This window comes from Priestia sp. YIM B13490, assembly GCF_042787735.1.
GTDB classification, from domain to species: domain Bacteria; phylum Bacillota; class Bacilli; order Bacillales; family Bacillaceae_H; genus Priestia; species Priestia megaterium.
This window is the reverse complement of record NZ_JBHZOT010000008.1, coordinates 122,709-149,133: the sequence shown is the minus strand read 5'-3', so window position 1 is coordinate 149,133 and position 26,425 is coordinate 122,709. Positions and strand designations below refer to the sequence as shown.

Here is a 26,425-nt window from a genome sequence, read left to right as displayed (position 1 = left end):
CTTTATATTTTACAGTGAAAAGAATAAAGAAGGCTATAAGAAATTTATTAACGTGTATAGGGATTATGGTATGTAAAAAAACGTTGGAGTAAGCACTCGCTTCAATTAAAAAACTCCCCTGTGCAAAAGGGGAGTGCACCTTACTCATATGATTTAATAAAATCAACGTTGTATTTTTCAACGCTTGATAAGTAGGAATCTCTAAATGATGAATCAGGCGTATACCATGACTTTTCATAAAAATAGGCTTGAAGATCTTTCGATTTAAATACATACCCATGCCGCGCATAGATTTCATTTCGAGCTAGCCTTAGTTCACTCGAGCTCAAACTGCTAATATCACTATAGCGTAATTTGTAAGAATCCGAACCAGCAAGAATATAAGAGCTTGAAGTAGCATAAGAGCGCGGCCCAGGCACGATCACCTCTCGTTCTTTTATGACGGTTTTTTCCTTTTCGACGGGCGGCGTTTGTATATTTAACATAATACTTTCTTCACTTTGAATAGTGTAGGGACTGCTTTTGAACGTTGTGCCGTCTTTTTGCACTTCTGCATGAACAGTGACGCTTCCATCCGTGGCAACAGGCCCTATTTGTGATGAGCTATTCACCTGCAGTCCCGTGCTTTTTCCATTTACGAATAAAATAGCGTCATCTCTATTCGATGAGATTGTAACGTAAGCCCCTTTAAATACCACAGATATATTTTCTTCTTTTTGCCGGTGAAAATTTACAGTGGTTTGGTCTGTAAGTTTTCCATAAGAGCTTTCATAAGAAGCCGTAAGCGGGTAATTTCCAATCATAAAAGGCCCAATTTTTTGCGTTTGATTCTTGGATATCGATTGTTTTGTATCATTGACTGTAACCGTTGTATCCTCTGGCGTGGTGAGGGAGATATAATATGACGACGGCACAACCACGTACTGTTTTTTGAAGAGTAGTGAATGTTTCTGTTCTTTTATTGTAAAGTAGATACTCGATTTATTTTTTAAATCATTTTCAACGTCTCGTAAAATAGAACCATCGGAAGTTGCGTCTAACAGAGCTTGAATAGATGTGTCATTAATAACTATAGTAGACTGCGAAGAGTCTAATAACTCTCTTAACACAGCTGTATCTTTCGATTCTAATGCCTCAATAAAGCGGTCAGCCGTCTTTTCTTCTGAGCCAGCGAAAAAGATATAAAATACAAAAGTTAAAAGAAGGATAAGCGCAATACCCCCGCCAATATACCAGCTCTTTTTATGCTTAGCTGCAGCTGGGGACACGGTGAAAGAAAAGCCGCAGTTATTGCAAAATAATTGGTCTGTGCTTGCACTGGCCCCGCATTTTGGACATTGATTCATTCACACCATTCCTTTCTTTTTATTCCATTAAATGTATGGAATGCGCAGGTAAAACAGACCATTAAATTGGAAAAATAATAGATTCAACAAGAAAGATAAACACACCAAACATGCACAGAAAAGGCGAGGTATGCTATGATAAGAACTATATATTAATCCGATAGGGACACTCTGTCATATAAAAAGGAGATGAAGCAAATGAGTGTTTCATTTGTAAATAAAAATCAAGAGTCTACGTATGAAAAATTGCAGCCTCTAGTCGAAAAATTTAAGAAACGAGCTTTTAAAATAGATGAAGAAGGTACGTTTCCCTTTGAAAATATTCAAGAGTTAAAAGAAGCGGGCTATACACGTCTTTCTCTCGAAAGCAAATATGGCGGAGATGAATTACGCCTTTATGATTTTTTATTATTTCAAGAATTAATTGCTCAAGGAGATGCTTCTACGGCTCTTAGTATTGGATGGCATATGGGGATTACAATGGACTTACGTGAAAAAAAGCCTTGGAATCAGCAAATTCTCGATTTTATTTTTAAAGAAATAGAAAAAGGTGCACTTATTAACACCGCTGCTACTGAACCGAAGACGGGAAGTCCTACTCGAGGAGGAAAACCGGAAACGACAGCCGTAAAAACAAAAGAAGGCTGGCGAATCAATGGCCGAAAAACATTCACCACGATGTCTCCAGTGTTAAATTACTTTTTGGTAAAAGCAAGCATTGAAGGTGAAGAAGAGATCGGCTTGTTTTTAATTCCTCGTGAAACAAGCGGACTTTCAATAGAAGAAACATGGGATATGATTGCAATGCGCGGGACAGGAAGTCATGATCTTGTGCTAGAAAACGTCGATATTAAACACGACTTTCTTGTTGAACGCCTCAGTGGTTTTAAAAAGAATGAGCCAAGCGGCTGGCTGCTTCATATACCAGCTTGCTACATGGGTACAGCCATCGCAGCAAGAGATTATGCTGTCGCATTTGCTGCAGAATATTCGCCTAATAGTATTGAAGGAACGATTAGCGAGCTGCCAAATGTGCAGCGTTTAGTAGGAGAGATGGAACTTGAACTTATGCAGGCGCGTCACTTTATGTACAGCGTGGCAAGTAAATGGGATGAAACCGGCGACCGATCAGCATTAGCGGGAGAGTTAGCAGCTGTCAAACACGTAGTGACCAATAGTGCCTGTACGGTTGTCGACAAAGCAATGCGCATAGTGGGGGCGAGAAGCTTGCAGCGCAGTAATCCGCTGCAGCGCTATTATAGAGACGTACGTGCTGGGCTTCACAACCCTCCAATGGATGATATGACGATTATTAATTTAGCGAAGCAGGCGTTTGCTAGATAAAACTTAATAACATGTTAAATGATGAAAAACTGCTTATTATAGGCTATTCTATAATAAGCAGTTTTTTCGTTGCAAGAGGAGGAATTGAAGATGAAGTCCGTAAGAGAAATTCAGCTGACACCCTATAATATCGCGTGGGAAAAGGAATTTTCAAAAGAAGCTGCCACCTTAACAACTATAATGTCAGCTCAAGTTTTAGAGGTTCATCATATCGGAAGCACTGCTGTTCCTGGCCTAAGCGCAAAACCGATTATTGATTTACTTATTGAAGTGAAAGATATAAAGAAAGTAGATACATATAATCAGAGGATGGAACAGCTTGGTTACGAAGCGAAAGGTGAAAACGGCATAAAAGGAAGACGATACTTCCAAAAAGGCGGAAATGAAAGAACGCACCATGTTCATATTTATGAAAAAGGTCATCCAGAAATTAATCGGCATATATGGTTTCGAGATTATCTACGAACTCACCCTGATACAGCAAAAGAATACGAAACGTTGAAAATAGAACTAGCGCATCGCTATCGCTTTGAACCAGAAAAATATGTGGAAAATAAAACGAATTTTATTCATAAAATAGACGTGCTAGCTTTAAAATGGAGAAAGGGCAGCAGCATTAAGAATAGGAAAGATGATCTTAGATAAAAAGGAGGAACGAGCTTGACTCCAGTTCTAAATCGACAGCCAAATACAGGAAAAAAGAAAAAAACAATATGGATCAGCCTGATATCCTTTGTTATTCTTTGTTTTGTACTTTGTACGGCAATTTCTCTTTATGTAGGCATAAGCCTGACAAAACTAGATAAAAATCCTGCTGTGAAAAATCCTGGTGATTACGGCATGCACTATAGCAATCAAGTATTTTTGAGCAAAGACGGAATAACCCATTTAAAAGGATGGATGATCGAACCAACGGAACAGCCAAAAGCGACCATTATTATGTCACATGGATACGGAAATAACCGTGAAGCACAAGGAGCTGGCTTTCTGCCGCTGAGTAAGGAATTTGTAAAAGCGGGATATCGAGTAGTCATGTTTGACTTTAGAGATTCAGGAGACTCAGAAGGAGATCAAACGACGATTGGTGTAAAAGAACAGCTCGATTTATTAGGCGTTATTCAGAAAATGAAAGAAACAACAAAAGAGCCAATTGTGCTCTACGGCATTTCAATGGGAGCAGCTACTTCTTTATTAGCAGCTTCTCAAGAGGACGACGTAAAAGCGGTGGTAGCCGATAGTCCTTTTAGTGATTTAACCTCTTATTTAAAAGAAAATCTATCTGTATGGTCTCATTTACCAAACTTTCCGTTTACACCGCTAACAATTGCTATTCTTCCTGTTATTGCAGATGCAAATCCTGCTGAAGCTAGTCCTATTAAAGCAGTCGAGCATATTTACCCTCGACCAATTTTATTTATCCACAGCACAGGAGATACAAAAATTCCTTACACTGAAAGTGAAAAAATGGCTAAAACGCACCCAGATGCTTTTCACTTCTGGAAAACCGATAAAGCAGAACACGTGCAAAATTATCATGTATACAAAAAAGAATATGTAAAGCGCGTATTATCTTTTATTGAGCAATCGCTGTAAAAAAAAAAGAGGCTGGGACAAAAATATTTTAGACGAAATGTAAAACGAACCATTGATCAAGACTTTTGATTAGTGGTTCGTTTTTTTGTTAGGACAAACGTAGATTTCATGTGTGTAAATCTTTCTAGCTGTTGACGAAGACTCCTGCGAGAAAAGCGGAACAGGTGAGACCCCGCAGGAGCGAAAGCGATGAGGCTCAGCGGCTGCCCGCGGAAAGCGAGGGCTTCACGGCAATCAACTGCGGTGTACTAAACGATCCATACTGGCCCCTTTATCCATTTGTTCATCTTTAGATGGGATTCATTTCGTTATGTCTCAACCTCTTTTAGCCGTTGATTTTACCTTGTTCTATAAGCTCAGCATATAAATTACGAAGAATGTAGGTTTTATAACTTTCTAGCTTTCTTCCATCGATTTTAGAGATATTGGCCGCTTTTAACTGCTGAACAAACCAGCCCTTTGAATAGATATGAGCCATTGTTAATCACTCCTTCAAAAAGATCCACTCTAAATAATTAACTATATTCATAAAAGGAACTAAAAAGAAGTAAACGAGGCAAATGAATTGACGTTCATTTTTTGCAGCGTTATACTGCTCTACAACTACTTATAAAGGAGGAAATGAACAATGAGTAAACAGTATATAAACGTAAATGGCGTTAATTTGCACTACATAAGCAAGGGACAAGGAGATCTTATGCTATTTCTTCATGGGTTTCCTGACTTTTCGCATATTTGGCGACACCAGATAGATGAATTTTCTAATGATTTTCATACAGTTGCTTTGGATTTAAGAGGATATAATCTATCTGAAAAGCTAAGCGGACTAGAATCATACGAAATTGATGTATTAGTAGAAGATATTCGCCAAGTGATTGAAGGTTTAGGATATAGCTCCTGCACGCTAGTTGTACACGACTGGGGAGCAGGGATCGGCTGGACATTTGCTTATCGCTACCCTGAATATGTACAAAAATTAATTGCTTTTAACGGTCCGCACCCTTATACATTTATGCGTGAGCTTAGAACAAATAAAAATCAGCAAAAAGCAAGTGAATATATGAAATGGTTTCAAAAACAAGAAGCACAGGACTATATGGAACGAGATAATTTCTCAGGTTTGCGTAAGCTTGTGATCGACCCAGGTGTAAAAAAAGGATATCTAACAGCTGATGATGTTCAAGCATACATGAACTCTTGGGAAAATGGCTCTGTGCTGTCCATGCTAAGTTATTACCGCAACTTAAAGATTTTCACAGAAGAAGACCTTCAAAGAAAATCTTTGTTTCCGTTAGAAGAAGAAGTGTTAAACATCCCGGTACAAATTATTTGGGGAAATCAAGATCCTACTTTTATGCCTGAAAACTTAGATGGTATTGAAGAATATGTACCAAACATATCTGTTCACCGATTAGCTGAAGCATCTCATGCTCCTCAGCATGAAAAGCCACAAGAAGTCAACGACGTGATGTGGAATTTTTTAAATAAGTAAAGATAAAAAGGGGCTCAGACAAAAGTAGTTTAGTTGAAAGAAGATCCGAACGATGAATTGAGATTCTTGATAGAGAATCCAACTCGTTCGGATTTTTTATTGCGCAGGTTTCATGTATATAGTGGCTTCTAGCTGTTGATTGGAGAGAAAAGCAGAAGGGAGGAGGCGCAGGAGCGTAAGCGACGAAAAGGCTCAGCGGCTACCTGTAGAAAGCGAAGTCTTGCACGGAAATCAACAGCGGTATTAAAAGTGATTCATACTAACTCATTTATCCCATTTGTTCGTCTTTAAATTGAATTTATCTTGTTATGTCTCAATTTCTTTTTCTGTTGAATTTAAAATATTTTTTAAAAGTGATCCAACAGAAGAAGGTGCTCGTTAGGTAAGTAGAAAAGGAAGTACTTCTTAAGAAAAGGCGCTTAAAAACTTTTTTTTAAAAAAAGTGATCTAGCTGAAGAAGGCGTTCGTTAGATAAGTAGAAAGGGAAGGCATTCTTCACGAAGATGACATTAAAAAAAATTTTAAAAAGAGTGATCCAACATCACTCAGCAATCGTTTAGTAAATAGAAAGAGAATACTTCCTAAAAAGGATCATTAAATGTGAGGGAACATAAAAGTTTAATATATAGAATATTCAAAATGTTCAATCTATTTAATGGTTTAAGATGTAGTAAGAATGAAAAAAGTGGCGTACATCAACTAAAAATGAGGAGAGTGGAAAATGATGAAATTAAGTAAAAAATTAATGATCCCTGTACTAGGAGCTTCACTATTGATGCCGACTATTGCAAATGCAGAGGAAGCAAAACCAACGGCAGTAACAAAAGCTTCAGATCTACGAGCGAACTTAGACTACCTATTATCTGAACACTTTACGCTTGCCGTTGCAGCCATGACAACAGCCTATGACGGTTCTAAAGATGCTGACGCTGCGTTCAAGGCATTGGATCAAAACGCCGTCGACATGGAGCCAGCCATTGCTTCTATTTATGGTGATAAAGGAGCTGCTGAATTTGAACGAATTTTCAGAGAACACAACAATTACACAGATGATTTTGTAAAAGCAACAAAAGAAAACGACAAAGAAGCCATGGCGGAAGTAGATAAAGAAGTAGATCAATTCGTGAATGAATTTGCTAAGTTTCTAAGCACTGCTACGGAAGGTAAACTACCTGAAGATGCTGCAAAAGAAGCGCTTCGTGTGCACGAAGATCAAGTAAAAGAAACGTTTGAAGATTATGTAGAAGGTGACTATGAGGCAGCCGCGAAGACATACCGCGAAGGATATCAGCAAATGTTTGCAATTAGTAAAGCGTTATCAAATGCAATCGTAACGCAAATGCCCGATAAATTCGACAATACAAAAGTAGATACACCAGCAGCAGATTTACGTTCTTCATTAAACAGCTTAGCAGCAGAACATTTTGCTTTAGCAACAATGGGAATGGAAAAAGGGTTTAACGGTTCAAAAGATTACGATTATGTTAGCTGGTTAGAAAATGCCAACACAGCAGATTTTAAAGCTGCAATCGGCTCAGTATATGGGGATGAAGGAGCTGCACAATTCGAAAAAATTTGGCAAGGAGATCACATCAATGCCCAAGCTGAATTAGTAAGTGCACAAGTAAAAGGCGATGAAGCAGGAGAAAAAGCTGCAAAAGATAAGCTCCATAAATTCGCGCAAGAATTTGGTACATTCTTAGGAACAGCAACAGATGGAAACCTTCCAACTGCAGACGCACAGGCAGCTATAAAAGCACATGAAGATACGGTTATTAAAACATTTGAGCAATATGCATCCGGTGACTACGCTGGAAGTTATGATACGTATCGTGAAGGGTATAAATTAATGTTTGGTGTTGGCCAAGCTTTAGGTGAAGCAATCGTAAAACAAAACCCGGATAAGTTTGCTGAAACAGCTATGCCAACAGATATGCCGAAAACAGGTATGGGCGGGGCATCTGAATCAACGATGAACCCACTAACAGCGATCTATATTGCACTAGGTTCATTAGCCGTATTAACAGCTGGAGTTATTTTACGCAAGAAACCAGTAAGCAAATAATATCTTTTCTCCTTTTCCTTATGAATTACAAGTCAAGAGTCCTGAAAAAAAGAAGAGAGGTTGTTCTCTCTTCTTTTTTATAAACAGCTGTGAAATGAGGTGACGATGTGAAAAAAGCGATTGTTCTCGCCTACTGTATATTAAGTTTAGTCCTGCTTGTTAGCGCAGGACTATATTTTAAAGAACAAATGGTAGAAGCAAAAGAAACAAAGCAACAGGCTACAGCTAATCAAAAAGAAAAAGAAGCACAATCAAAGGATCTAAAAAGCCGGGTAACGCTTGAAGAAGAGTTTGCTGTACTAAAAAAGCATAAAACAGAAGCCAAAAAGTTAAACAAAGAATTCAAAGGAATCATCCCTGAAAAAGTGTCCATTCCTGCTGTTCATGTGGAGGCTTCAATTGAACAAGTAGGATTATTAGACAGCGGTGAAATGGCAGCACCATCTACAGAAAATGGAGTTGCTTGGTTTGAACCAGGAGCTAAACCTGGCGTAAAAGGAAATGCTGTATTAGCAGGACACGTAGACAGTAAAACCGGCCCTGCCGTCTTTTACAACCTAAAAAACTTAAAAAAAGACGATGAAATTACCGTCAGAGATGCACAGGGGACCACGCTTACTTTTGTTGTTAAACGTATAAAAAGCTATCCGCGAGATAAGGCACCTCTAAACGAAATTTTTGGGTACAGCAACAAACGTAATTTAAACCTGATTACGTGCACAGGCACGTTTGACCGTGCGGAAGGAACCCATCAAGAGAGGTTAGTGGTCTACACAGAACTAAAAGCTGACCAAGCAAAAAAATTGGAGCGTGAAGCAAATGCACCACAATCTCCTACACATGTAAAGATGAGCGGTAATTTGCTTACGTGGTACGCGGTACGAGAAGGTAATATTATCGGTTACCGAATTTATAAAAAGAATCCAGGCGGAACATTTGTCCATATTGGCAGCGTTTCGGAATTTGAGCGAAAAAGCTTTGCTGACTCCGACGCATCTCAAGCTCGTTACTATGTAACAGCTGTTAATGAGTCAGGAAAAGAGTCTGCTCCGTCTAGTATAGCGAAATAACAAAAAGCTCTCCTTAAACGGAGAGCTTTTTGTTATTTTTGATTGTCGATTAAAAAGATATCTTCTGCCTTTCTATTTATCTAAATGCTATTAGTTTTAATAGATAAATAAAAATTCCCCAAAAATAATACTTGAATAATATAAATATTCAGATTATTATGTACTAATAGTCTTTTTGGTAATTAAAAGGAAAAATCTAAAAAGAATCTAAACGAAAAAGGAGAGAAAGCATGGCACAACCTAATTTGCAAACAGAGCAAAAATCACATCCAACAACTTTTCTAGACAAACTATTAGGAAGAGTAGAAGCAATCGGAAACAAACTACCTGATCCTTTTATTTTGTTTGTATGTTTAGCGCTTATTATCGTAGTAGCATCTGTTGCTATTAATGGTATGGGAGTAACGGTGGTCCATCCCGGTACTAATAAGACTCTTCCAATTAAAAGTTTGTTGTCGCATGAAGGCATTCAGTATATCTTAACATCGATGCTGACCAATTTTACTGAATTTAAGCCCCTAGGACTTGTACTCGCTATGATGCTTGGAGTCGGACTTGCAGAAAAAGTAGGTCTGCTTGAAGTGGCCATAAAGAAAACGATTTTAAATGCTCCAAAAGCTCTTATTACATACGCCATCATTTTTACAGGAATTATGGCCAACTTAGCGGCAGATGCTGCTTTTGTCATCGTGCCTCCGCTTGCCGCAATGATTTTTTATACAGTAGGAAGGCACCCGCTTGCTGGATTAGCAGCAGGATTTGCTGGGGTGGGATCAGGCTTTACAGCGAATCTTATTATATCCGGAACCGACGGATTGTTATCAGGCATTTCTACTGAAGCTGCTAAAACAATTGACCCAAGCGCTGCCGTCAGTCCTGCAGCAAACTGGTATTTCATGGCGGCTTCTGTATTTGTTTTGACCGTTATAGGGGCAATCGTCACCGAAAAGATTGTAGAACCTAGGCTGGGCAATTATAAAGGAAAAAAACGCAATGATTTTGGTGAAATTAGTGAGGCAGAAGCAAAAGGGTTAAAAAACAGTATCGTTGCTACATGTATTTATGTCGCTGTACTAGCTGTTTTCTTATTTTGGCCCAACTCTCCTCTACGAAATGAAGACGGTGGAATTGTTCCATCTCCTTTTTTAGATGGTATCATTCCGATCACGCTGCTGTTTTTTGTGGTAGTTGGCTCTGTTTATGGAATAACAGTAGGGAAAATCAAAAGTTCTAGAGATGTACCTGCTTATATGACTGATTCGATGAAAGATATGGCTAGCTATATTGTCCTTATTTTTGCGGCTGCTCAATTTATCGCTTACTTTAATTGGACTAATATTGGAACGTGGATTGCAGTAGAAGGAGCGGATGCATTAAAAGCACTAAATCTAACTGGACTTCCAGTTGTGGTTGGTTTTGTATTTTTAACTGTTGTTCTAAGCCTTCTTATTTTTAGCGGCTCCGCTCAATGGGCACTAGAAGCACCTATTTTTATTCCATTGTTCATGCTGTTAGGCTACAACCCTGGATTTATTCAAGCGGCATACCGAATAGCGGATTCTTCCACGAATGTAATCACTCCTTTAAATCCATATATGATTGTTATTTTAGCCTTTATGAAAGAATACGAGCCTAAGGCAGGACTTGGCACAATTATTTCACTTATGCTTCCTTATACTCTAGCTTTTTTAGGGATTTGGATTGTTATGTTGATTATTTTTGCTGTATTCGGTATTCCTCTGGGGCCTGGTGTATATATGTATTTGTAAAGAAAAATCCTCTTCTACTTCAAGAAGAGGATTTTTTTATGTAAGAAAATCTAACACAAATAAAAAATAGTTCAGCTTATGTGTACGTAGAAGAATACATAAGAAAAAGAAAACAGTATAAAAAACAAAAGTTTTCTGAATAAATTTGCAAAAAGTAGTTGCTAAATACATATAAATCAAATATGATAGTAAACATAACAAAAGATGTTATATAATCTAACATTAAATTTAGGGGTTATTTATTCGTACTTAAGGGGGAAATCATCATGCAAATGGGCGATTCAGTATTTATGTTTTTTTCAGCATTATTGGTTTGGATTATGACACCAGCTATTGCATTGTTTTACGGGGGCATGGTTCGAAGTAAAAACATGTTAAGTACCGCGATGTATAGCGTAGGTTCCTTAGCTGTTATATCCGTTCTTTGGATAGTAGCAGGCTATTCGTTAGCTTTTTCTACCGGTGGCAATGCTTTTATTGGTAACTTGGACTGGGTGGGATTAAAAGGAGTCGGGTTCACTCCAAACGGGGACTACAGTGCTACGATCCCGCATAATATGTTTATGATGTTTCAGCTGACATTTGCTGTACTAACAGTAGCTATTATCTCTGGGGCTTTTGCAGAGCGCATGAAGTTTTCAGCATTTATCTTATTTGCTATCCTATGGTCATTATTTGTATATGCACCAGTTGCACACTGGGTTTGGGGAGTTGGCGGATGGCTTCGTGAACTAGGAGCTATTGACTTTGCTGGAGGAAATGTCGTTCACATTTCGTCAGGTGTAGCAGGATTAATTCTAGCTCTTGTTGTTGGAAAGCGAAAAAATGCCGATGCCGCAGCACCTCACAATTTACCGTTAACTCTTTTAGGCGGCATGCTGATTTGGTTCGGCTGGTTTGGTTTTAACGTTGGGAGTTCTTTAACTATTAACAGCGTTGCAATGACGGCTTTCATTAACACGAATACAGCGGCAGCAACAGGAATTATCGGCTGGCTTGTAGTAGAGTGGATTATCAATAAAAAACCTACGCTGCTTGGAGCCGTTTCGGGAGCGATTGCTGGACTGGTAGCTATTACACCAGCTTGTGGATTCGTTACACCGTTTGCCTCTATTGTAATTGGTTTTATCGGCGGAGCAGTTTGTTTCTGGGGTATCTTCTCACTTAAAAAGAAAATCGGTTACGACGATGCGTTAGATGCATTTGGTCTTCACGGTATTGGAGGAACATGGGGAGGTATTGCAACAGGTTTATTTGCCACAACTTCTGTAAATGACGCCGGTGCGAATGGTTTATTCTACGGAGATCCAAGTCTACTTTGGAAACAGCTGGTGGCTATCGTAGCAACGTACCTATTTGTCGGTATTGCTACCTTCATTATCGTTAAAGTGGTTGGATTAATCGTATCTCTGCGTGCGACACAAGAAGAAGAAACACTTGGGCTTGATATTACGCTGCACGGTGAAAGAGCGTATCACGAATCGAATATGTAAAAGGGGTGGGCACAGTGAGTGATGTTTTAACGAAAATTGAAATTATTACACGCCCTTCAAAGTTTGAAGAGCTTAAGCAAGAACTGGCGAAAATCGGCGTTAGCGGTATTACAGTTACGGATGCACTGGGGTGCGGGTTGCAAAAAGGCATTACGGAGCTTTATAGAGGCGTTAAAAAACAAGACAATATGCACGCACGAATTAAAGTAGAAATTGTGGTGTGCGAAGTTCCGGTATCTGACGTTGTTGATAAAGCAAGAAAAGTACTAAATACAGGTCAGCCTGGAGATGGGAAAATATTTATCTATGAATTAAAAAATGCGATTAAGATCCGAACGGGGGAAGAGGGATCACAGGCATTACGAAATAATAGTTAAAGTCGGGGAGAAGTAGAAAACAAAGGGTCACATAAAAGAGGCTTGGACAAAAGTATGTTAGCCAAAGTGAAAAACGAACCGTTAGTCAACATGTTTGATTAACGGTTCGTTTTCTTTGTTATGTTAAACATACATCTGTTTCGTTCCTTCTAGCAGCTGATTGGAAAGAAAGGCGAAGACTCCTGTAGGAAAAGCGGAACAGACGAGACCCCACAGGAGCGCAAGCGACGAGGAGGATCAGCGACTGCCCGCGGAAAGCGAAGTCTTGCGCAGAAATCAATGGCGGTGTCACAAGCAGTTCAGCTCATGTATCTCATTTGTTAGCCTTTAGATTGGATTCATTTCGTTATGTCCCAGCTTCTTTTTTAGGTTAAATAGGTGCAAAGCATGTTTTCGTAGGGTGACATGCTTTTTGTTCCATGTACTAGCCATTGGGCGAACGCTTATGATGAACCCTTCTATGCTTATGCTAGATGAACCTTCTATGGGGCTTGCTCCTATCATTGTAGAACAAATATTTGAAATCATTATGGAATTAAATAAAAGCGGAATGACCATTTTACTCGTTGAACAAAACGCTTATCAAGCACTGCAAATCGCACACCGAGGCTATGTGATTCAAACGGGAGAAATTATTCTGCAAGGGAAAGGATCGGAATTAATTCATAATGAAAAAATAAAAGAAGCTTATTTAGCTTAAAAAAACAAACCGCATCGCGTTTTAACGCTGCGGTTTGTTTTTGTTCACAAGGGATGATTTGGATAAAGCAGGTAAGCATTGCTATTATCTGGTTTAGTTTCTTAATTAAGTAGGGAACGTTTAAAATAAGATTATTGAATAAGTGAGTAATTAGGCAACCCCCTAGATGAAAGAAATGATTCAATTTAAAGCTTTTTTATAAAAAACAAAAAAAGTTGAAACTTTTTTCATTAAAAAACGTTTATAAAGTAATAGAAAAAAATGGGTACGGTTATTTACACTCAAAAAGGAAGTGAGAGCGTGGCGACGCTGAAAACTAATTATTTGACTGACTTATGCTTAATCTATAGAGAAAGTCAATTTTATGTACTGCAAATACCTAGTTTCTACAAAAAAATGGCTAGCAAATACTTTCAGTTTCAGCCTCAAGAAAAAATTATCGCGTATTTACACAGCTCTTTTATAGCAGGCCTAGATAAAAGGGGAATTTGCTTTACAAATAAGGGGATTTACTGGAAAAGCAGAGGGATGAAAAAAGGAAAAATGTTATGGGAAGAGTTCGCTAACATTCAATCCATTACCATTCGAAAAGAAGAAATGATTTGTTTTAATGACGTGGAGAAATTTCAAGTCAATCAAAACGATTACTCAGCTAGAAAGCTAGTATCTCTATTAAAAAAAATCAAGAAATTTATTCGCACTCATTCCCATGAATATATGTGTCAAGACTATATATATCCGTGTGTATCCTCAAAAGAATTAACTTCTATTTGTTCGTCTTTTCAAATTCATCAAACCCCTGATCCAAAAGATGTGTTGTCGGTAGAAGGACAGCTATGTGAAGAAGTTGAAAAAGAGATGCGAAACAGGCTCTACTTACCTGCTAAAGAAAAAATTGTAGCTCATTTAAATACATATCCTCTTCAAAAAACCGAGGGGATTACCGTTTGTTCTAAAGGAATTTATTTCTCAAAATCTTTTAAAACAGTTTACTACCCTTGGCACTTATTTCGCCACGTGAGTATCTCAGTGGAAACCGAGGAATTAAAAATTGCTAAAAAACATTCGTTATCTCTCAACTCAGCTGCCGTGTCAAGCGGGGAAGTAATGCTGTTTCTAAAACAGATTAAACAGCATGTGCAGGCTTTGCATGAAAAAGAAGTCGATATTAAACAAGATAATAAGTTTGCATGGAAGATGTTAATTTAAAAAACAGGTTACGCGTAATCTGTTTTTTTATTTTGTAGTTCTTTAGAATCATTTATTTGGAATATTGAAAGACATCATACAAGTAAACAAGACTAGAATATTGGAAGTTAAGAAATTTTTTCCATGACTATAAGGTTAATTTTACCAAAATATCTTTCCTGTTTGGATAATTATGCTAAAATAGAGCTCGAGTTTATTTTAAGGAGCTGACAACAAGATGGAACGTAATTATTCAATTGATTTTATTAAGTTTTTTGCTACAGTGTTTGTGGTTTGTATTCATGTTAATCCATCACATGACGATTTCTTTTTAGGGAACCAGGAAAATGTGCTAGATGTCATTGTTGACACATTTGCACGATTCGCGGTTCCTTTTTTCTTTATTGTATCAGGTTATTTGTTTATGAATAAAATCCAAAAGCATCCAAAGCCTTCTGCATACTTAAAAAAATACACGTGGAATATTTCAAAGCTTTATGCATGTTGGTTCATCTTTTATTTATTGTTTGGTGTAGTTCTGCGCTTATTTCAGAACCACGGAACATTAGCAGAACGAAAAGGTGCAGTAGCTGATTATTTAACATCATCCATCACATTCAAAGATATTTTTTATTATGGAAGTGACACAAGCGGATTTCAGCTTTGGTACTTGATTGCATTAATTTGGGCTGTGGTCATCGTTTTCTTATTTCAACGATGGAAAAAGATTGGCTTATTAATGTTTATCAGCACCGTATTATATGTAACTGGGTTATTTGGGCAGTCTTATTCTTTATTTTTTCCACTTTCTTTTCAAACGAGAGATGCCCTGTTCTTTGGTTTGTTCTATACAGTATTAGGAGCTATGTTTGCCCTTTATGGTAAGAAAATTCTGTCAGTATTAAACGCAAGGCCAACAATTTATTTAGCCAGCTTTTTTGTGTTTTCAGCGTTAGAGATCGTCGAGCGTTACTGGTTGGTTAATATCCAGCACAGCAAGCCCGGAGACTACTTTATTTCTACGATTTTTTTATCGGCATCATTGTTTTTATTCGTATTGAGCAGTCCAAGTCTTGGCAAAAACTCATTTTTTTCAAAGGTTGGGAAAAATTCAGTTGGCATTTATGTAGTGCATATATGTATATTAAATGAGACCTATCGATTGCTTCGTTCTATAGATTCTTCTTTCTTTACGAATAGTGTCGTTGCCTACGTACTCATCGTTCCAGCAGTTTTTTGGTGCTCGTACTATTTATATAGAGGAATTCAATGGACAAAGGGAAAATTACATGTAAAGCCGCACAAACATTCATTTACAAAGCTACAGCATAAATAAAAAGAGCTGGCTAACTAAGCCAGCTCTTTTTATGATGCAATAGCGTACAAAAGCTGCCTTTGCCGTTGAGGGGATAAAGAAATATTTTGATACAATTCGTAAATATGATGTTCGTTCCGGTGATAACAAATCCAATCCTCGTATGTTCCTTTTAAGAAGATGCGAAAAAACACGATTCGCTTATTCGTGCCGCCTGTTTTTAATTCAATTTTCAAATCATCTGTTTCTAATGTATACTGTACTGTAGAAGAGGAAAGAGCAAGTTTAGTTGTTTTTTTACTTGTTTTAATGAATTCGGCAAGTTCAATGATCTTCATTTTTTTACCTCACTCTATTGTAAATTAGGGGTATCTTATACGTATGATGTGTACAAAGAAAATAGAATCGTTTTTTTATAGTTTAGAAGAATGATCTTCAGCCCCTTCGTTAAGGGATTTGTATAAAAGGTTGACGTTTTCTTTGAATACAAATAAAATGCATATTAAGAAGTATTTCCCTCATTGTAACTACAGAAAAAGAAGAATTAAGGGGGCTCAATATGTTGACTGACTTAGTTGTAAGTCAAAAAGTAGTCAAGGTAAATGAATTTACTGTTGTAGGAGTGCCTATTCGAACAGATGAACCTGTGGAAGAAACGGGCACAGGTCTTATTCCCGAGCACTGGCAGACTTTTTATAAACAACAGTTAGCTAATAAAATTGCCAATAAAGTAAATGGTAATACATTTGCTCTTTATACAGAATTTGAATATGATCAAAAAATGGATTTTACATTTGCTCTCGGATATGAAGTTTTACCCGGCGGCGAACTGAAAGATGATATGAGAGAGTTCATCATTCCAGAAGGTGAATACATGGTGTTTACAACAGCTGTTGGGCCAGCTAGACAGGTAGTCGTAGAGGCTTGGGCTTATATTCGGGAGTGGGCTAAAAAAAATCATCGTGCCTATAAAATAGATTTTGAATTATATGATGAACGCTGTATTGATCCTGAGTACAGTCAAGTTGATATTTATGTTTCAATTTAATAGCTAGTTTTGCTAAGTAGTTAAGATGCAGAGAAACGTTTTTGCTGCGTTCTTACTTTTAACGATAGGAATAAAAAGGGGTTTAGCGAGAGTGATCAGCAACGATTTATTACAAGCTTTAAAAGACGGATATAAACAGAGAATTAAATGGGTACTTATAAGTCAAATGGCACTGTTCATCACCGTAGCAGTCATACTTGTATCAAATTTTGTCACTAAATTTTCGTTTAACCAATTAAGCTTTATTTTTGTTTTGGTTAGTATAAGTTCGCTGTTATCAGGGGTAGAGCACGTATTGTTAAAACGTGAGAAGTGGCAATGGATTTTTGATTTTATTTTAGCTGCTTTTTTTATTGGTTTATCTATTTTTTTACACCGTTAAAGCGCCTGGTTCAGCGCTTTTTTATTTTGAGCAGCTCCGCACGCAATTTTCGGGCCTTTCTAGTATAAACAAAACAAAAATAGGTATTTATGACGAAAATAGTCAGAAAATTTAGTAAAAAAGTCTTGTATCTTGTCTTTATTTCGATTATGATAAGTTTACACCCTTCGTATTCACTTCTTTGGATGTCAGTACCTCTATTTTTACACTACAGAAAAGAGGTGAAGTCATTTCTTCAGTTTTCCTGCTAGCCTGCATACTAACCCTTTTAGCTATTTTATTTAGTAGCAACTACCCTCAAAATTAAAGGAGAGATCCACGCTTATGTCAAAAGCCCCTGTAAAAAACGAAATTGAACTTCAACTATCTGAAACGCACTTTTTTCAACTGCTTGATTTAATTTATTTAGGTAACTGGATGGTCACAGCATGTTCTGGAGTAGAAGATGAGCATGCACAAGAATATACGGATGTAGAAAAACAAATGTTTTCTCATGCAGAGCCTTTCCTTGAAAAAGGACCTTTTCACACGCTAAACAGTGAGGTTATGTTTACAGAAGAACATGAAGATTCTCTTCAAGATATTATTGGAGAATACGATAACGAAGTGTTTTGGGAAGCGCTAGCCTATCGCATGGCTAAACGAGATGTGATAGAACAAATAGGACCCATTAAAGAAATAAAAAATGAAGTTTTTATGCGAATTTTTCATCGAGAAATGGAGTATATACGAGAGTTTGAGGCAAATGGAATTAAACGAATAACCATACCTCCTTTGCAGTAAAGGAGACAAATCGGCTTTCAAATTTGAAGGCCGATTTGCTGTTAAGCTGAAGCTTTTCTATTCCGTCTGAGAGGCGGGAAAGATCGGTATGTAAAGCTCCGCCATAACCATTCACACGGACCGTAATAGAAATAATAAAGCCACCACTTATTAAAAAAAAGCTGGAGTGTATATATAATGAGACAAATAATCGTGCTTTCTGTTAAGGTAAGAGTTCCGTATAAACCAAAGACTCTAACCATCCACAGGCAAATTAAAGTTTGGCTAAGGTAAGTTGTTAATGCCATTGTTCCACTATACTTAAAAAGACCCAGCACTGAAGCGTAAGGAGAAAATTGCAGGAATAACAGTAAGGTGGTAAGATAAAAAAAACATAGAAAAATGCCGCTCAAACTTGTAAAAAGGTGAATGGCCGCCTGCTGATAGAGTCCATATTTTAAAATTTCTAGTTTTAAAATAGCGAGAATGATAGTTAAAGTAAAACCTGCTGCACCTGTTATTAACTGAATTTTCTTAAAAAAAGAACGATTTTGTTCGATACTATGTACTAATTCTTTTTTAGCAGTATATAAGCCAAATAAAAACATAGAAAATACGGGAAAGATAGAAAACGGTAGATTTAATAGCATAGGTACCACTTCAACATTCAAACGATAAAACAGCCAAGATAAATAGTCTGCTTGCCTGTAGGTGGATAAATATTGGACTAAGGCATGTTCATGTAAAATCTTATACTCCAACTGAGCCTCCTGCAAGACGTGGGCTGGAATAAAAAACTGCATGCAAGCCAAAAGATAAAAAAAGCATAGCAGGCCTATTGCCCACAGCAAAATCGTCTTGGTTTTTTGATTATAAAAAAACAACAATAAAAAACCGCCAATAGCATACACATGCAAAATGTCTCCATACCAGAAAAAGACAAGATGAAAAAGCCCGAGTAATAGCAAAGAAGCCATTCTTCTTGACCATAAAGCAGCGGCAAAGTAATGCTTTTCTTCAGCTCTACGCAAAAAGATTCCGCATCCAAGTCCAAATAAAAAAGAAAAAATCGTAAAAAACTTTCCTTGAACAAACAGCAGCAGGAATAAATCAATATAAGCATCGATTCCTTTATATTCATAAGGAATATCGTACATTTGAAAAATAAATATCGGATAAGCAAAAGCAGGGATATTTACTAAGAAAATGCCTAGCAAAGCAATACCCCGAATAATATCAAGAACAACAAGGCGTTCGTTAAGGGGAAGTGGAGAAGGATTCATCACTGTCGCTCCTTTTTGTTAGATATGTACATCTTAACACGACAGTGGCGAAAAAATAGGTGGGAATATAAAAAAATAAGCGGAAAGATTCATAGCTTTATGAACAAAAAAGTTGGATAATAATGGTATGGTTATCCATATCAAATACGAAAGGTGGAGAAAAAGATGAAAACAGCACTTGTGTTAGGTGGAACTCGTTTTTTTGGAAAAAATTTAGTCCAGACATTGCTCTCTAAAGGAGTTAAGGTTACGTTAGCAACGCGAGGTAAAACCCCAGATGATTTCGGCGACCGAGTTGAACGGATTTTTCTTGATCGTGTAGAAAAAGATTCTGTAATCGAAACAACACGAGGAAGAAAATGGGATGTTATCTTCGATCAAATATGCTATTCTTCACACGGCGCAGCTGTGGCTGTTGAAGCTTTTCGTCATAGTACGAGTCATTATGTACTCACCTCGACTCTTTCAGTATACGGTTCTTTAGAAAAAACGTGTTATGAAGAAGATTTTGATCCATACAAGTATCCTATTTCCTATACACGCCGTGAAAATATTTCCTACCAAGAAGGAAAACGCCAAGCTGAAGCGGTATTTTTTCAAAAAGCACCGTTTTCGGTAACGTCTGTCCGTTTTCCAATTGTAATGGGAAAAGATGATTATACGGATCGCTTACGTTTTCACGTAGAAAAAATTATGCATGAAGAAGAAATTGGTGTACCGGCTATTGAAGCAGAAATGAACTTCATTTCACAGGAAGAAGCCGGTGAATTTTTAGTCTGGTGTGCAGAACAGAAGCTAAAAGGGCCGATTAACGCTTGTTCAAATGGTACTATTTCACTCAAAAATTTATTTTCATATATTGAACAAGCAGCGAATAAAACAGCAAAAACAACCTCTCGTTTAACAGATGAAAATAGTTCTCCTTACGGAGTAGATCATTCTTGGACGATGAGTAATGAAAAGGCTAGCTTTTGGGGATATTCATTTACAAACCTGCAGGACTGGCTGCCTTCATTAATCAAAGCTTTCGTTGAAAGCGAAAAGAAAGTACCTTTAAGTTAAGAAAAAACAAAGACTGCACCGTTTAGCAGTCTTTTTGCTGTGACAAGCAGAACATTTTTATTTTATACATAAAAAGGGTACGCTAGGTACACATCATTATATAGAAGGAAGAAGGATAAACTATGGCAAAACATCACTTTCATTTGCAAGCAAATTGGCCAGGAGGCCGAAATGAAGTAGGTACAATTGAATCAGGACAATTAAAAACAAAAATTTCCATTCCACCAGAAATGGACGGGCCAGGAGTGGGAACAAATCCGGATGAAATGCTGCTAGGGGCAGCAGCCACGTGCTATATCATCACGCTTGCAGCGATATTCGAAAGAAGCGGAATCCGTCAGGAGGCTTTAACGATGGAATCAGAAGCTATTGTGGACGTGACGAATGGTGTATTTACATACGAAAAAATTATTCATAAACCTCATGTTATCATCACATCTGAATTTGCGGCTCAAGAAGAAAAAATCAATCGACTTATAAAAAAAGCAGAAACATCCTGTATGATTTCAAGAGCCATTCAAGGAAATGTTGAGATTGAATTAGAGCCTCAGCTCACAGTAAAAGCGTAATGGACCCATTACGCTTTTCTTATGTTTATTTCTAAAAAAAGCACATTTAAGATTGTAAAATACTCAAATTTGAATATAATAATTTAAGTAGCTATCATTTCTGTTCATCAAAAAGATGACGTGAAAGGAGGAACTGAAATGGTTTCATCAGAAAAAAATATTCGTTTTATCGTAGCAGGATTGCTGCTCGGTATTTTTATGTCAGCCATGGATAATACCATCGTAGCGACGGCTATGGGGAAAATCATTTCTGATCTAGGTGGGTTAGATAAGTTTGTTTGGGTTACGTCCGCCTATATGGTTGCCGTGATGGCAGGTATGCCGATATTTGGTAAACTGTCTGATATGTACGGCCGTAAACGGTTTTTTATTTTTGGATTGACGGTATTTTTACTTGGATCTGCATTGTGTGGCCTAGCGCAAAGCATTGTGCAGCTAAGTATTTACCGGGCGATTCAAGGAATTGGAGGAGGAGCGCTTCTTCCGATTGCTTTTACTATTGTATTTGATATTTTCCCTCCTGAAAAACGCGGGAAAATGACGGGATTATTAGGTGCCGTTTTTGGCTCAGCAAGCGTATTTGGTCCGCTTCTTGGTGCATACATTACGGAATACATCAGCTGGCACTGGGTGTTTTATGTGAACGTGCCGATTGGACTTTTATCGTTATTTTTTATTGTGCGCTTTTATAAAGAATCAAAAAGTCATAAAAAACAAAAAATTGACTGGGCTGGTGCAGCCACTCTTGTAATTTCAGTAGTTAGTTTAATGTTTGCTCTTGAACTTGGAGGGAAAGAGTACGATTGGTCTTCTCCGCAAATTTTATCTCTTTTTGCTATCTTTGCTGTGGCGCTATCACTCTTCTTTTTTGTGGAAAAACGCGCGCAAGAGCCGATTATTTCATTTTGGATGTTCAAGCGCCGTTTATTTGCAACATCACAAATTCTCGCTTTCTTATACGGAGCAACGTTTATTATTTTAACGGTATTTATTCCTATTTTCGTTCAAGCTGTTTATGGAGGTTCTGCTACAAATGCAGGTTTAATTTTAACTCCGATGATGTTAGGCTCGGTAGCAGGAAGTGCTATCGGCGGGATTTTTCTCACAAAAACAAGCTTTCGAAACTTAATGATTATGTCCGTTTTTTCATTTGCAGTAGGAATGTTTTTATTAGGAACAATGGAACCTGATACACCTCGTTGGATGCTAACGGTATTCATGATTTTGACTGGGTTTGGCGTAGGATTTAGCTTTTCTCTTTTACCAACTTCGTCAACGCATAAGCTGGATCCACAGTTTAGAGGTTCTGCCAACTCAACGAACTCATTTGCGCGTTCTTTAGGAATGACGCTGGGAGTTACGATTTTTGGAACGATTCAAAGCAATACATTTACAAGTGAGCTGCAGCGCAATTTTCAAGGTATGGGAAATGGATCACAAGGAGCATTTTCTCAAATAGGAGATCCGAGTGCAGTTTTTCAATCAAGTGCCCGAAACAGCATTCCGCCTCAAATATTAGATAAGATTGTTGATGCTATGTCTACATCGATCACGTATGCATTTATGCTTGCTCTTATTCCAATTGCAGTAGCTATCATTACTGTCTTTTTAATGGGAAATGAACGAGTGGAAGTTCCCCCTAAAAAGCGGGTAGAAGCTAAGGAACCTGCAGCTCAAAAATAGAAAAAGCACGAAGATGTTCGTGCTTTTTTTACTAAATAAGATGCATGTCAAGAGGTGAAAGGTGTTATGAGTGTTAAATTAGTCATATTGGGTTTATTAATGGAAGGAAACAAGCACCCTTATGAAATTCAGCAAACCATTAATGAAAGACAAATGAAGCACTATATTAAACTTGCAAGCGGCTCTTTATATTATGCTTTTGATACGCTTGAAAAAAATCAGCTGGTGAAAGTAGTCAATGTGATTCGAGAGACGAACAGACCTGAAAAGACCGTTTATTCTATCACGGATGCAGGAAGAGAAGAATTTGAGCGCCTTTATTTTGAACAGCTGTTAAAAAAAGAGCATATGCATAGACCAGTTTATGCTGCGCTTTCATTTACTTCTTACGTCGATCAAGAAAAAGTGGCTTCTGCTTTAGAAAAAAAGATTGAGGAAACGGCAGCTTATTTAGAAAAAATGCAAAATTTGTACCAAGTTAAAAAGGTGGATCATTCCATTGCAAATCTGTCGATCATTATGCGCACGATTATGCATTTGAAAGTAGAACTAACTTGGTTCACTCATTTACTCGAAGCGGCGAAAAGCAGCAAGCTTACAGAAGTAGATGATGGTTATTTTGAAGACGTTGAAAAAATCGTAGATGAGTTTTAAAAAAGAAGCAAAACGCTGCTTCTTTTTTTTAATAGTCATAAAATATATTTCAAGCAATTTAATTTTGCCAAAAGCTAGGTCAATAACAATTAATTAACACCTGATTCGACCTTTAATCAGCTTTACTTATAAAACGCTTTCAAAAAGTAGTAAGACTATTAAAAAAGTAAAAAAAATTAAAGAAATATAGCGATTTCATTTTGATTGACGAGTAAAAGAGTGGTAAAATATAAGCAGATATCAGATACACACGCAGTGAGATTTATCACTCGTTGTAAAGATGTCAGACGATAAGGTAATCGACATTCAAAATGGAAAGATTGTTGAGTACGACAATTATTATAACTCGTTGGGGGTTTTATCATGGGTAACGAAACGTCGAATAGAGGGGAGCCTTGGCAAGGATTTTTGGGTCCGAACTATGGCTATGTATTAGAACAGTATGAGTTATATGAAGAGCAGTCAGATCTAGTAGATCCAGAGTTAAAAGAATTATTTGATTATTGGGGTGCTCCTCCATTAAACGAAAGTGAGCAAGTTCAGCAAGCTGAATACGCACAGGCTGCACCTTCAGCTAACACATCTAAAATTGCATCGGCTATTAAGCTAGCGGAAAACATCCGTGCTTATGGTCATCTATACGCATCAATTAAACCTCTTGAAAGCGAGAAGAAAGATCCTGTCTTGCTTCACTTGGAAGATTACAATTTAACGCAAGAAGATTTAAAATCAATTCCGGTTGATATTTTATGTACGAATGCGCCATCACACGTCAAAAATGGTTTAGACGCAATTAACTATTTAACAGATGTCTACACAAAAACCATTGCGTTTGAATTCCATCACGTACATAACATGGAAGAGAATAAGTGGCTGACTGATATGGTCGAGTCAGGTGCTATTTTCCAACCTCTTTCAAATGAGAAAAGAACTTCTGTATTAAAGCGTTTAACAGAAGTAGAAGGCTTTGAACAATTTCTACACCGTACATTTGTCGGACAAAAACGCTTTTCTATTGAAGGCGTAGATATGTTAATTCCACTTGTAGATGAACTGATTGCACGCTCAGTGGAAACAAGCCCAAAAACGGTTAATATCGGTATGGCTCATCGTGGACGCTTAAATGTATTGGCACACGTATTAGGCAAGCCGTATGAAATGATTTTTGCAGAATTCCAGCATGCACCTAACAAGGAATTAGTTCCTTCAGAAGGTTCAATCGGTATCAACTACGGCTGGACGGGAGACGTAAAATATCACCTGGGTGCCGACAAACAAATTAAAGCAGAGAACACAGTTCGAGCTCGTTTGACATTGGCTAGCAACCCTAGTCACTTGGAGTTTGTTAATCCGGTTGTGGAAGGGTTTACAAGAGCGGCTCAAGATGAGCGTGATGTGAATGGATACCCAAAACAAGATGTAAAAAAATCGTTCGCGATTTTAATTCACGGAGATGCTGCATTCCCTGGTGAAGGTATTGTACAAGAAACGCTGAACTTAAATCAATTGACTGGTTATCAAACAGGTGGAACAATCCACATTATTGCTAACAACATGATTGGATTTACAACAGAAAGCGTCGATTCTCGTTCAACGAAATATGCAAGTGACTTAGCAAAAGGATTTGAAATTCCAATTGTTCACGTAAATGCGGATGATCCGGAAGCCTGTTTAGCTGCTGCTTATTTTGCTTATGAGTATCGCAGACGCTTTAACAAAGATTTCTTGATTGATTTAATTGGATACCGTCGATTTGGCCACAATGAAATGGATGAACCGTCTGTAACGCAGCCGAAGATGTATGAAATTGTGACAAAACGTCCAACGGTTCGTGCTATGTATGCAAAGCAGCTTGAAGAACAAAACGTGATTAAAAGCGGCCAAGCAGATCAAATTAATGAAGAGTTACAAGCGAAGTTAAAAGCAGCTTATGAGAAAGTACCGCCAAAAGCTGAAAAGCAGCATAGAATTATGGAAATGCCACAAGCAGTCTTCAAAGGAATTTCAGATATTGATACATCTGTTACAAAAGAAGAGCTGTTTGAAGTAAATCAAGAGCTAGTGAAATACCCTGAAGGATTTAACGTATTTCCAAAACTTGATCGCATCTTATCTAAACGTGCCAAAGCGTTTGAAGAAAATGAAAGCGTAGATTGGTCATTGGGTGAGGCATTTGCATTTGCTACGATTTTAAGAGACGGCACGCCAATTCGTATTACAGGCCAAGATTCTGAACGTGGTACGTTTGCACATAGACATCTTGTTCTTCATGATCATAAGACAGGGGATGTTTACTCACCACTACACGCAATGAAGAACGTAAGCGCTTCCTTTGATATTCGTAACAGTCCATTATCAGAAGGATCCGTTCTTGGATTTGAATACGGCTATAATGTATTTGCTCCTGAAACGCTCGTTCTTTGGGAAGCACAGTTCGGTGATTTTGCCAATGCAGGTCAAGTTATTATTGACCAGTTTATTGCAGCAGGCCGTGCTAAGTGGGGACAAAAATCTGGCATGGTCTTATTGCTGCCACACGGCCATGAAGGTCAAGGGCCAGAACACTCAAGCGCTCGTCTAGAACGTTATCTACAGCTAGCTGGAGAAAACAACTGGACAATCGCAAACGTAACAAGCGCTGCACAATACTTCCACCTACTTCGACGACAAGCTGCTATTTTACAGCGCGAAGAAGTAAGACCGCTAGTAGTTATGACACCAAAAAGTTTGCTTCGTAATGCTTTTAGTGTGTCAAACCTTGAAGAGTTTACAAAAGGCTCTTTCCGCTTAGTAGTAGAACAGCCTGGATTAGGCAAAAAAGAAGATGCAGTTGAACGAATCGTTCTGTGCAGCGGAAAAATCAGCAGTGAATTAACGGAACGCTTAAACAAAGCAGAAGATGATAAAGATTGGCTACACGTCCTTCGTCTAGAACAAATTTATCCGTTTCCAAGACGCGTAATTGCTGAAATCTTTGCTCGCTATAAAAATTTAAAAGAGATTGTCTGGTTACAAGAAGAGCCGGAAAACATGGGCGCATGGAACTATGTAGAAGATCGACTGCGTGAAGTAGCACCAGAAGGAGCTACGGTTGACTACATCGGCCGCACAAGACGCTCAAGTCCAGCTGAAGGCGATCCAACAGTTCACAGACAAGAACAAGAACGTATTTTACAAGATGCATTAACTAAAAATGAAATTGCTAACGACGTTGTTACACGATAAGGAAG

At 37.8% G+C, this 26,425-nt stretch carries 24 protein-coding genes and 1 pseudogene; 21 read left to right on the top strand and 4 right to left on the bottom strand.

Annotation, left to right across the window (positions count from 1 at the left end):
- Window positions 1-140: 140 nt before the first annotated feature.
- Complete coding sequence (locus ACFX4R_RS22025) at window positions 141-1,346, bottom strand: TcaA 3rd/4th domain-containing protein (RefSeq protein WP_323618263.1); 1,206 nt, start codon at window positions 1,344-1,346, stop codon at window positions 141-143.
- A 198-nt stretch (window positions 1,347-1,544) separates the two neighbouring features.
- On the opposite strand from ACFX4R_RS22025, the gene ACFX4R_RS22020 reads away from it, so the two are divergent.
- From ACFX4R_RS22020 to ACFX4R_RS22010, 3 genes are all read left to right on the top strand, one after another.
- Entirely contained in the window at window positions 1,545-2,690 is a 1,146-nt protein-coding gene (locus ACFX4R_RS22020) for an acyl-CoA dehydrogenase family protein (RefSeq protein WP_097825171.1), read from the top strand.
- A 90-nt stretch (window positions 2,691-2,780) separates the two neighbouring features.
- Complete coding sequence (locus tag ACFX4R_RS22015) at window positions 2,781-3,335, top strand: GrpB family protein (protein WP_162214497.1); 555 nt, start codon at window positions 2,781-2,783, stop codon at window positions 3,333-3,335.
- Between the two features lie 15 nt (window positions 3,336-3,350).
- Window positions 3,351-4,283 carry an alpha/beta hydrolase gene (locus ACFX4R_RS22010; protein ID WP_043981547.1) on the top strand — a complete coding sequence of 311 codons (933 nt, stop codon included), beginning with the start codon at window positions 3,351-3,353 and terminating at the stop codon, window positions 4,281-4,283.
- Window positions 4,284-4,608: 325 nt separating this feature from the next.
- On the opposite strand, the gene ACFX4R_RS22005 is transcribed toward ACFX4R_RS22010, so the two are convergent.
- Complete coding sequence (locus ACFX4R_RS22005; protein WP_013057618.1) at window positions 4,609-4,761, bottom strand: YflJ family protein; 153 nt, start codon at window positions 4,759-4,761, stop codon at window positions 4,609-4,611.
- 150 nt (window positions 4,762-4,911) lie between these two features.
- Between ACFX4R_RS22005 and ACFX4R_RS22000 the strand changes: the two genes are divergently transcribed.
- From ACFX4R_RS22000 to ACFX4R_RS21955, 10 genes and pseudogenes are all read left to right on the top strand, one after another.
- Complete coding sequence (locus ACFX4R_RS22000; protein WP_377570381.1) at window positions 4,912-5,775, top strand: alpha/beta fold hydrolase; 864 nt, start codon at window positions 4,912-4,914, stop codon at window positions 5,773-5,775.
- A 135-nt stretch (window positions 5,776-5,910) separates the two neighbouring features.
- On the top strand, window positions 5,911-6,066 hold the full coding sequence (locus ACFX4R_RS21995) for a hypothetical protein (RefSeq protein WP_165802442.1): 156 nt from the start codon (window positions 5,911-5,913) through the stop codon (window positions 6,064-6,066).
- 430 nt (window positions 6,067-6,496) lie between these two features.
- Window positions 6,497-7,840 (top strand): hypothetical protein, encoded by a 1,344-nt coding sequence (locus tag ACFX4R_RS21990; RefSeq protein WP_014459522.1) that lies wholly within the window; start codon window positions 6,497-6,499, stop codon window positions 7,838-7,840.
- A 107-nt stretch (window positions 7,841-7,947) separates the two neighbouring features.
- Window positions 7,948-8,910: a class F sortase gene (locus tag ACFX4R_RS21985; RefSeq protein ID WP_116513984.1), complete on the top strand. Its 963-nt coding sequence runs from the start codon at window positions 7,948-7,950 to the stop codon at window positions 8,908-8,910.
- Window positions 8,911-9,140: 230 nt separating this feature from the next.
- Window positions 9,141-10,679 (top strand): AbgT family transporter, encoded by a 1,539-nt coding sequence (locus ACFX4R_RS21980; RefSeq protein WP_176528136.1) that lies wholly within the window; start codon window positions 9,141-9,143, stop codon window positions 10,677-10,679.
- 266 nt (window positions 10,680-10,945) lie between these two features.
- Window positions 10,946-12,172 carry an ammonium transporter gene (locus ACFX4R_RS21975; RefSeq protein ID WP_013057612.1) on the top strand — a complete coding sequence of 409 codons (1,227 nt, stop codon included), beginning with the start codon at window positions 10,946-10,948 and terminating at the stop codon, window positions 12,170-12,172.
- A 14-nt stretch (window positions 12,173-12,186) separates the two neighbouring features.
- Window positions 12,187-12,549: a P-II family nitrogen regulator gene (locus ACFX4R_RS21970; RefSeq protein ID WP_013057611.1), complete on the top strand. Its 363-nt coding sequence runs from the start codon at window positions 12,187-12,189 to the stop codon at window positions 12,547-12,549.
- Window positions 12,550-12,970: 421 nt separating this feature from the next.
- Window positions 12,971-13,249 (top strand): annotated as a pseudogene (locus ACFX4R_RS21965) (ATP-binding cassette domain-containing protein); the annotation flags it as partial.
- Window positions 13,250-13,549: 300 nt separating this feature from the next.
- Window positions 13,550-14,458, top strand: coding sequence for a hypothetical protein (locus ACFX4R_RS21960; RefSeq protein ID WP_025751257.1), 909 nt, complete (start codon window positions 13,550-13,552; stop codon window positions 14,456-14,458).
- Between the two features lie 217 nt (window positions 14,459-14,675).
- Window positions 14,676-15,773: an acyltransferase gene (locus tag ACFX4R_RS21955; protein WP_043981551.1), complete on the top strand. Its 1,098-nt coding sequence runs from the start codon at window positions 14,676-14,678 to the stop codon at window positions 15,771-15,773.
- A gap of 29 nt (window positions 15,774-15,802) precedes the next feature.
- Here the strand turns inward: ACFX4R_RS21955 and ACFX4R_RS21950 are convergent, their stop codons facing one another.
- Window positions 15,803-16,090, bottom strand: a complete 288-nt coding sequence (locus tag ACFX4R_RS21950; RefSeq protein WP_043981552.1) for a hypothetical protein — start codon at window positions 16,088-16,090, stop codon at window positions 15,803-15,805.
- 221 nt (window positions 16,091-16,311) lie between these two features.
- On the opposite strand from ACFX4R_RS21950, the gene ACFX4R_RS21945 reads away from it, so the two are divergent.
- The 3 genes from ACFX4R_RS21945 (at window position 16,312) to ACFX4R_RS21935 (ending at window position 17,965) form a co-directional block, all read left to right on the top strand.
- Complete coding sequence (locus tag ACFX4R_RS21945) at window positions 16,312-16,800, top strand: GyrI-like domain-containing protein (RefSeq protein WP_013083710.1); 489 nt, start codon at window positions 16,312-16,314, stop codon at window positions 16,798-16,800.
- Between the two features lie 91 nt (window positions 16,801-16,891).
- Window positions 16,892-17,182, top strand: coding sequence for a hypothetical protein (locus tag ACFX4R_RS21940; RefSeq protein ID WP_013057601.1), 291 nt, complete (start codon window positions 16,892-16,894; stop codon window positions 17,180-17,182).
- A 324-nt stretch (window positions 17,183-17,506) separates the two neighbouring features.
- The gene (locus ACFX4R_RS21935) at window positions 17,507-17,965 is read left to right on the top strand and encodes a hypothetical protein (RefSeq protein ID WP_322552201.1); all 459 of its coding nucleotides are present in this window, start codon (window positions 17,507-17,509) and stop codon (window positions 17,963-17,965) included.
- 41 nt (window positions 17,966-18,006) lie between these two features.
- Here ACFX4R_RS21935 and ACFX4R_RS21930 read toward each other — a convergent pair whose 3' ends face one another.
- On the bottom strand, window positions 18,007-19,227 hold the full coding sequence (locus tag ACFX4R_RS21930) for a DUF418 domain-containing protein (protein WP_377570377.1): 1,221 nt from the start codon (window positions 19,225-19,227) through the stop codon (window positions 18,007-18,009).
- A gap of 165 nt (window positions 19,228-19,392) precedes the next feature.
- Between ACFX4R_RS21930 and ACFX4R_RS21925 the strand changes: the two genes are divergently transcribed.
- From ACFX4R_RS21925 to sucA, 5 genes are all read left to right on the top strand, one after another.
- The gene (locus tag ACFX4R_RS21925; protein ID WP_043981555.1) at window positions 19,393-20,289 is read left to right on the top strand and encodes an NAD-dependent epimerase/dehydratase family protein; all 897 of its coding nucleotides are present in this window, start codon (window positions 19,393-19,395) and stop codon (window positions 20,287-20,289) included.
- A gap of 122 nt (window positions 20,290-20,411) precedes the next feature.
- Window positions 20,412-20,858 (top strand): OsmC family protein, encoded by a 447-nt coding sequence (locus tag ACFX4R_RS21920; RefSeq protein ID WP_043981556.1) that lies wholly within the window; start codon window positions 20,412-20,414, stop codon window positions 20,856-20,858.
- 138 nt (window positions 20,859-20,996) lie between these two features.
- Entirely contained in the window at window positions 20,997-22,541 is a 1,545-nt protein-coding gene (locus ACFX4R_RS21915; protein ID WP_377570375.1) for an MDR family MFS transporter, read from the top strand.
- Between the two features lie 66 nt (window positions 22,542-22,607).
- The gene (locus ACFX4R_RS21910; RefSeq protein ID WP_121945415.1) at window positions 22,608-23,195 is read left to right on the top strand and encodes a PadR family transcriptional regulator; all 588 of its coding nucleotides are present in this window, start codon (window positions 22,608-22,610) and stop codon (window positions 23,193-23,195) included.
- Window positions 23,196-23,558: 363 nt separating this feature from the next.
- Window positions 23,559-26,420 (top strand): 2-oxoglutarate dehydrogenase E1 component, encoded by a 2,862-nt coding sequence (gene sucA, locus ACFX4R_RS21905; RefSeq protein WP_121945414.1) that lies wholly within the window; start codon window positions 23,559-23,561, stop codon window positions 26,418-26,420.
- Window positions 26,421-26,425 lie beyond the last annotated feature (5 nt).

Coding starts and splice junctions, on each gene's coding strand:
- ACFX4R_RS21980 (WP_176528136.1), top strand. CDS start 9,141: ATGGCACAACCTAATTTGCAAACAGAGCAAAAATCACATCCAACAACT.
- ACFX4R_RS21935 (WP_322552201.1), top strand. CDS start 17,507: ATGTCAAAAGCCCCTGTAAAAAACGAAATTGAACTTCAACTATCTGAA.
- sucA (WP_121945414.1), top strand. CDS start 23,559: ATGGGTAACGAAACGTCGAATAGAGGGGAGCCTTGGCAAGGATTTTTG.
- ACFX4R_RS21955 (WP_043981551.1), top strand. CDS start 14,676: ATGGAACGTAATTATTCAATTGATTTTATTAAGTTTTTTGCTACAGTG.
- ACFX4R_RS22015 (WP_162214497.1), top strand. CDS start 2,781: ATGAAGTCCGTAAGAGAAATTCAGCTGACACCCTATAATATCGCGTGG.
- ACFX4R_RS21930 (WP_377570377.1), bottom strand. CDS start 19,227: ATGAATCCTTCTCCACTTCCCCTTAACGAACGCCTTGTTGTTCTTGAT.
- ACFX4R_RS21915 (WP_377570375.1), top strand. CDS start 20,997: ATGGTTTCATCAGAAAAAAATATTCGTTTTATCGTAGCAGGATTGCTG.
- ACFX4R_RS21945 (WP_013083710.1), top strand. CDS start 16,312: ATGTTGACTGACTTAGTTGTAAGTCAAAAAGTAGTCAAGGTAAATGAA.
- ACFX4R_RS21910 (WP_121945415.1), top strand. CDS start 22,608: ATGAGTGTTAAATTAGTCATATTGGGTTTATTAATGGAAGGAAACAAG.
- ACFX4R_RS21925 (WP_043981555.1), top strand. CDS start 19,393: ATGAAAACAGCACTTGTGTTAGGTGGAACTCGTTTTTTTGGAAAAAAT.
- ACFX4R_RS22025 (WP_323618263.1), bottom strand. CDS start 1,346: ATGAATCAATGTCCAAAATGCGGGGCCAGTGCAAGCACAGACCAATTA.
- ACFX4R_RS21920 (WP_043981556.1), top strand. CDS start 20,412: ATGGCAAAACATCACTTTCATTTGCAAGCAAATTGGCCAGGAGGCCGA.
- ACFX4R_RS22005 (WP_013057618.1), bottom strand. CDS start 4,761: ATGGCTCATATCTATTCAAAGGGCTGGTTTGTTCAGCAGTTAAAAGCG.
- ACFX4R_RS21990 (WP_014459522.1), top strand. CDS start 6,497: ATGATGAAATTAAGTAAAAAATTAATGATCCCTGTACTAGGAGCTTCA.
- ACFX4R_RS21950 (WP_043981552.1), bottom strand. CDS start 16,090: ATGAAGATCATTGAACTTGCCGAATTCATTAAAACAAGTAAAAAAACA.
- ACFX4R_RS21975 (WP_013057612.1), top strand. CDS start 10,946: ATGCAAATGGGCGATTCAGTATTTATGTTTTTTTCAGCATTATTGGTT.
- ACFX4R_RS22020 (WP_097825171.1), top strand. CDS start 1,545: ATGAGTGTTTCATTTGTAAATAAAAATCAAGAGTCTACGTATGAAAAA.
- ACFX4R_RS22000 (WP_377570381.1), top strand. CDS start 4,912: ATGAGTAAACAGTATATAAACGTAAATGGCGTTAATTTGCACTACATA.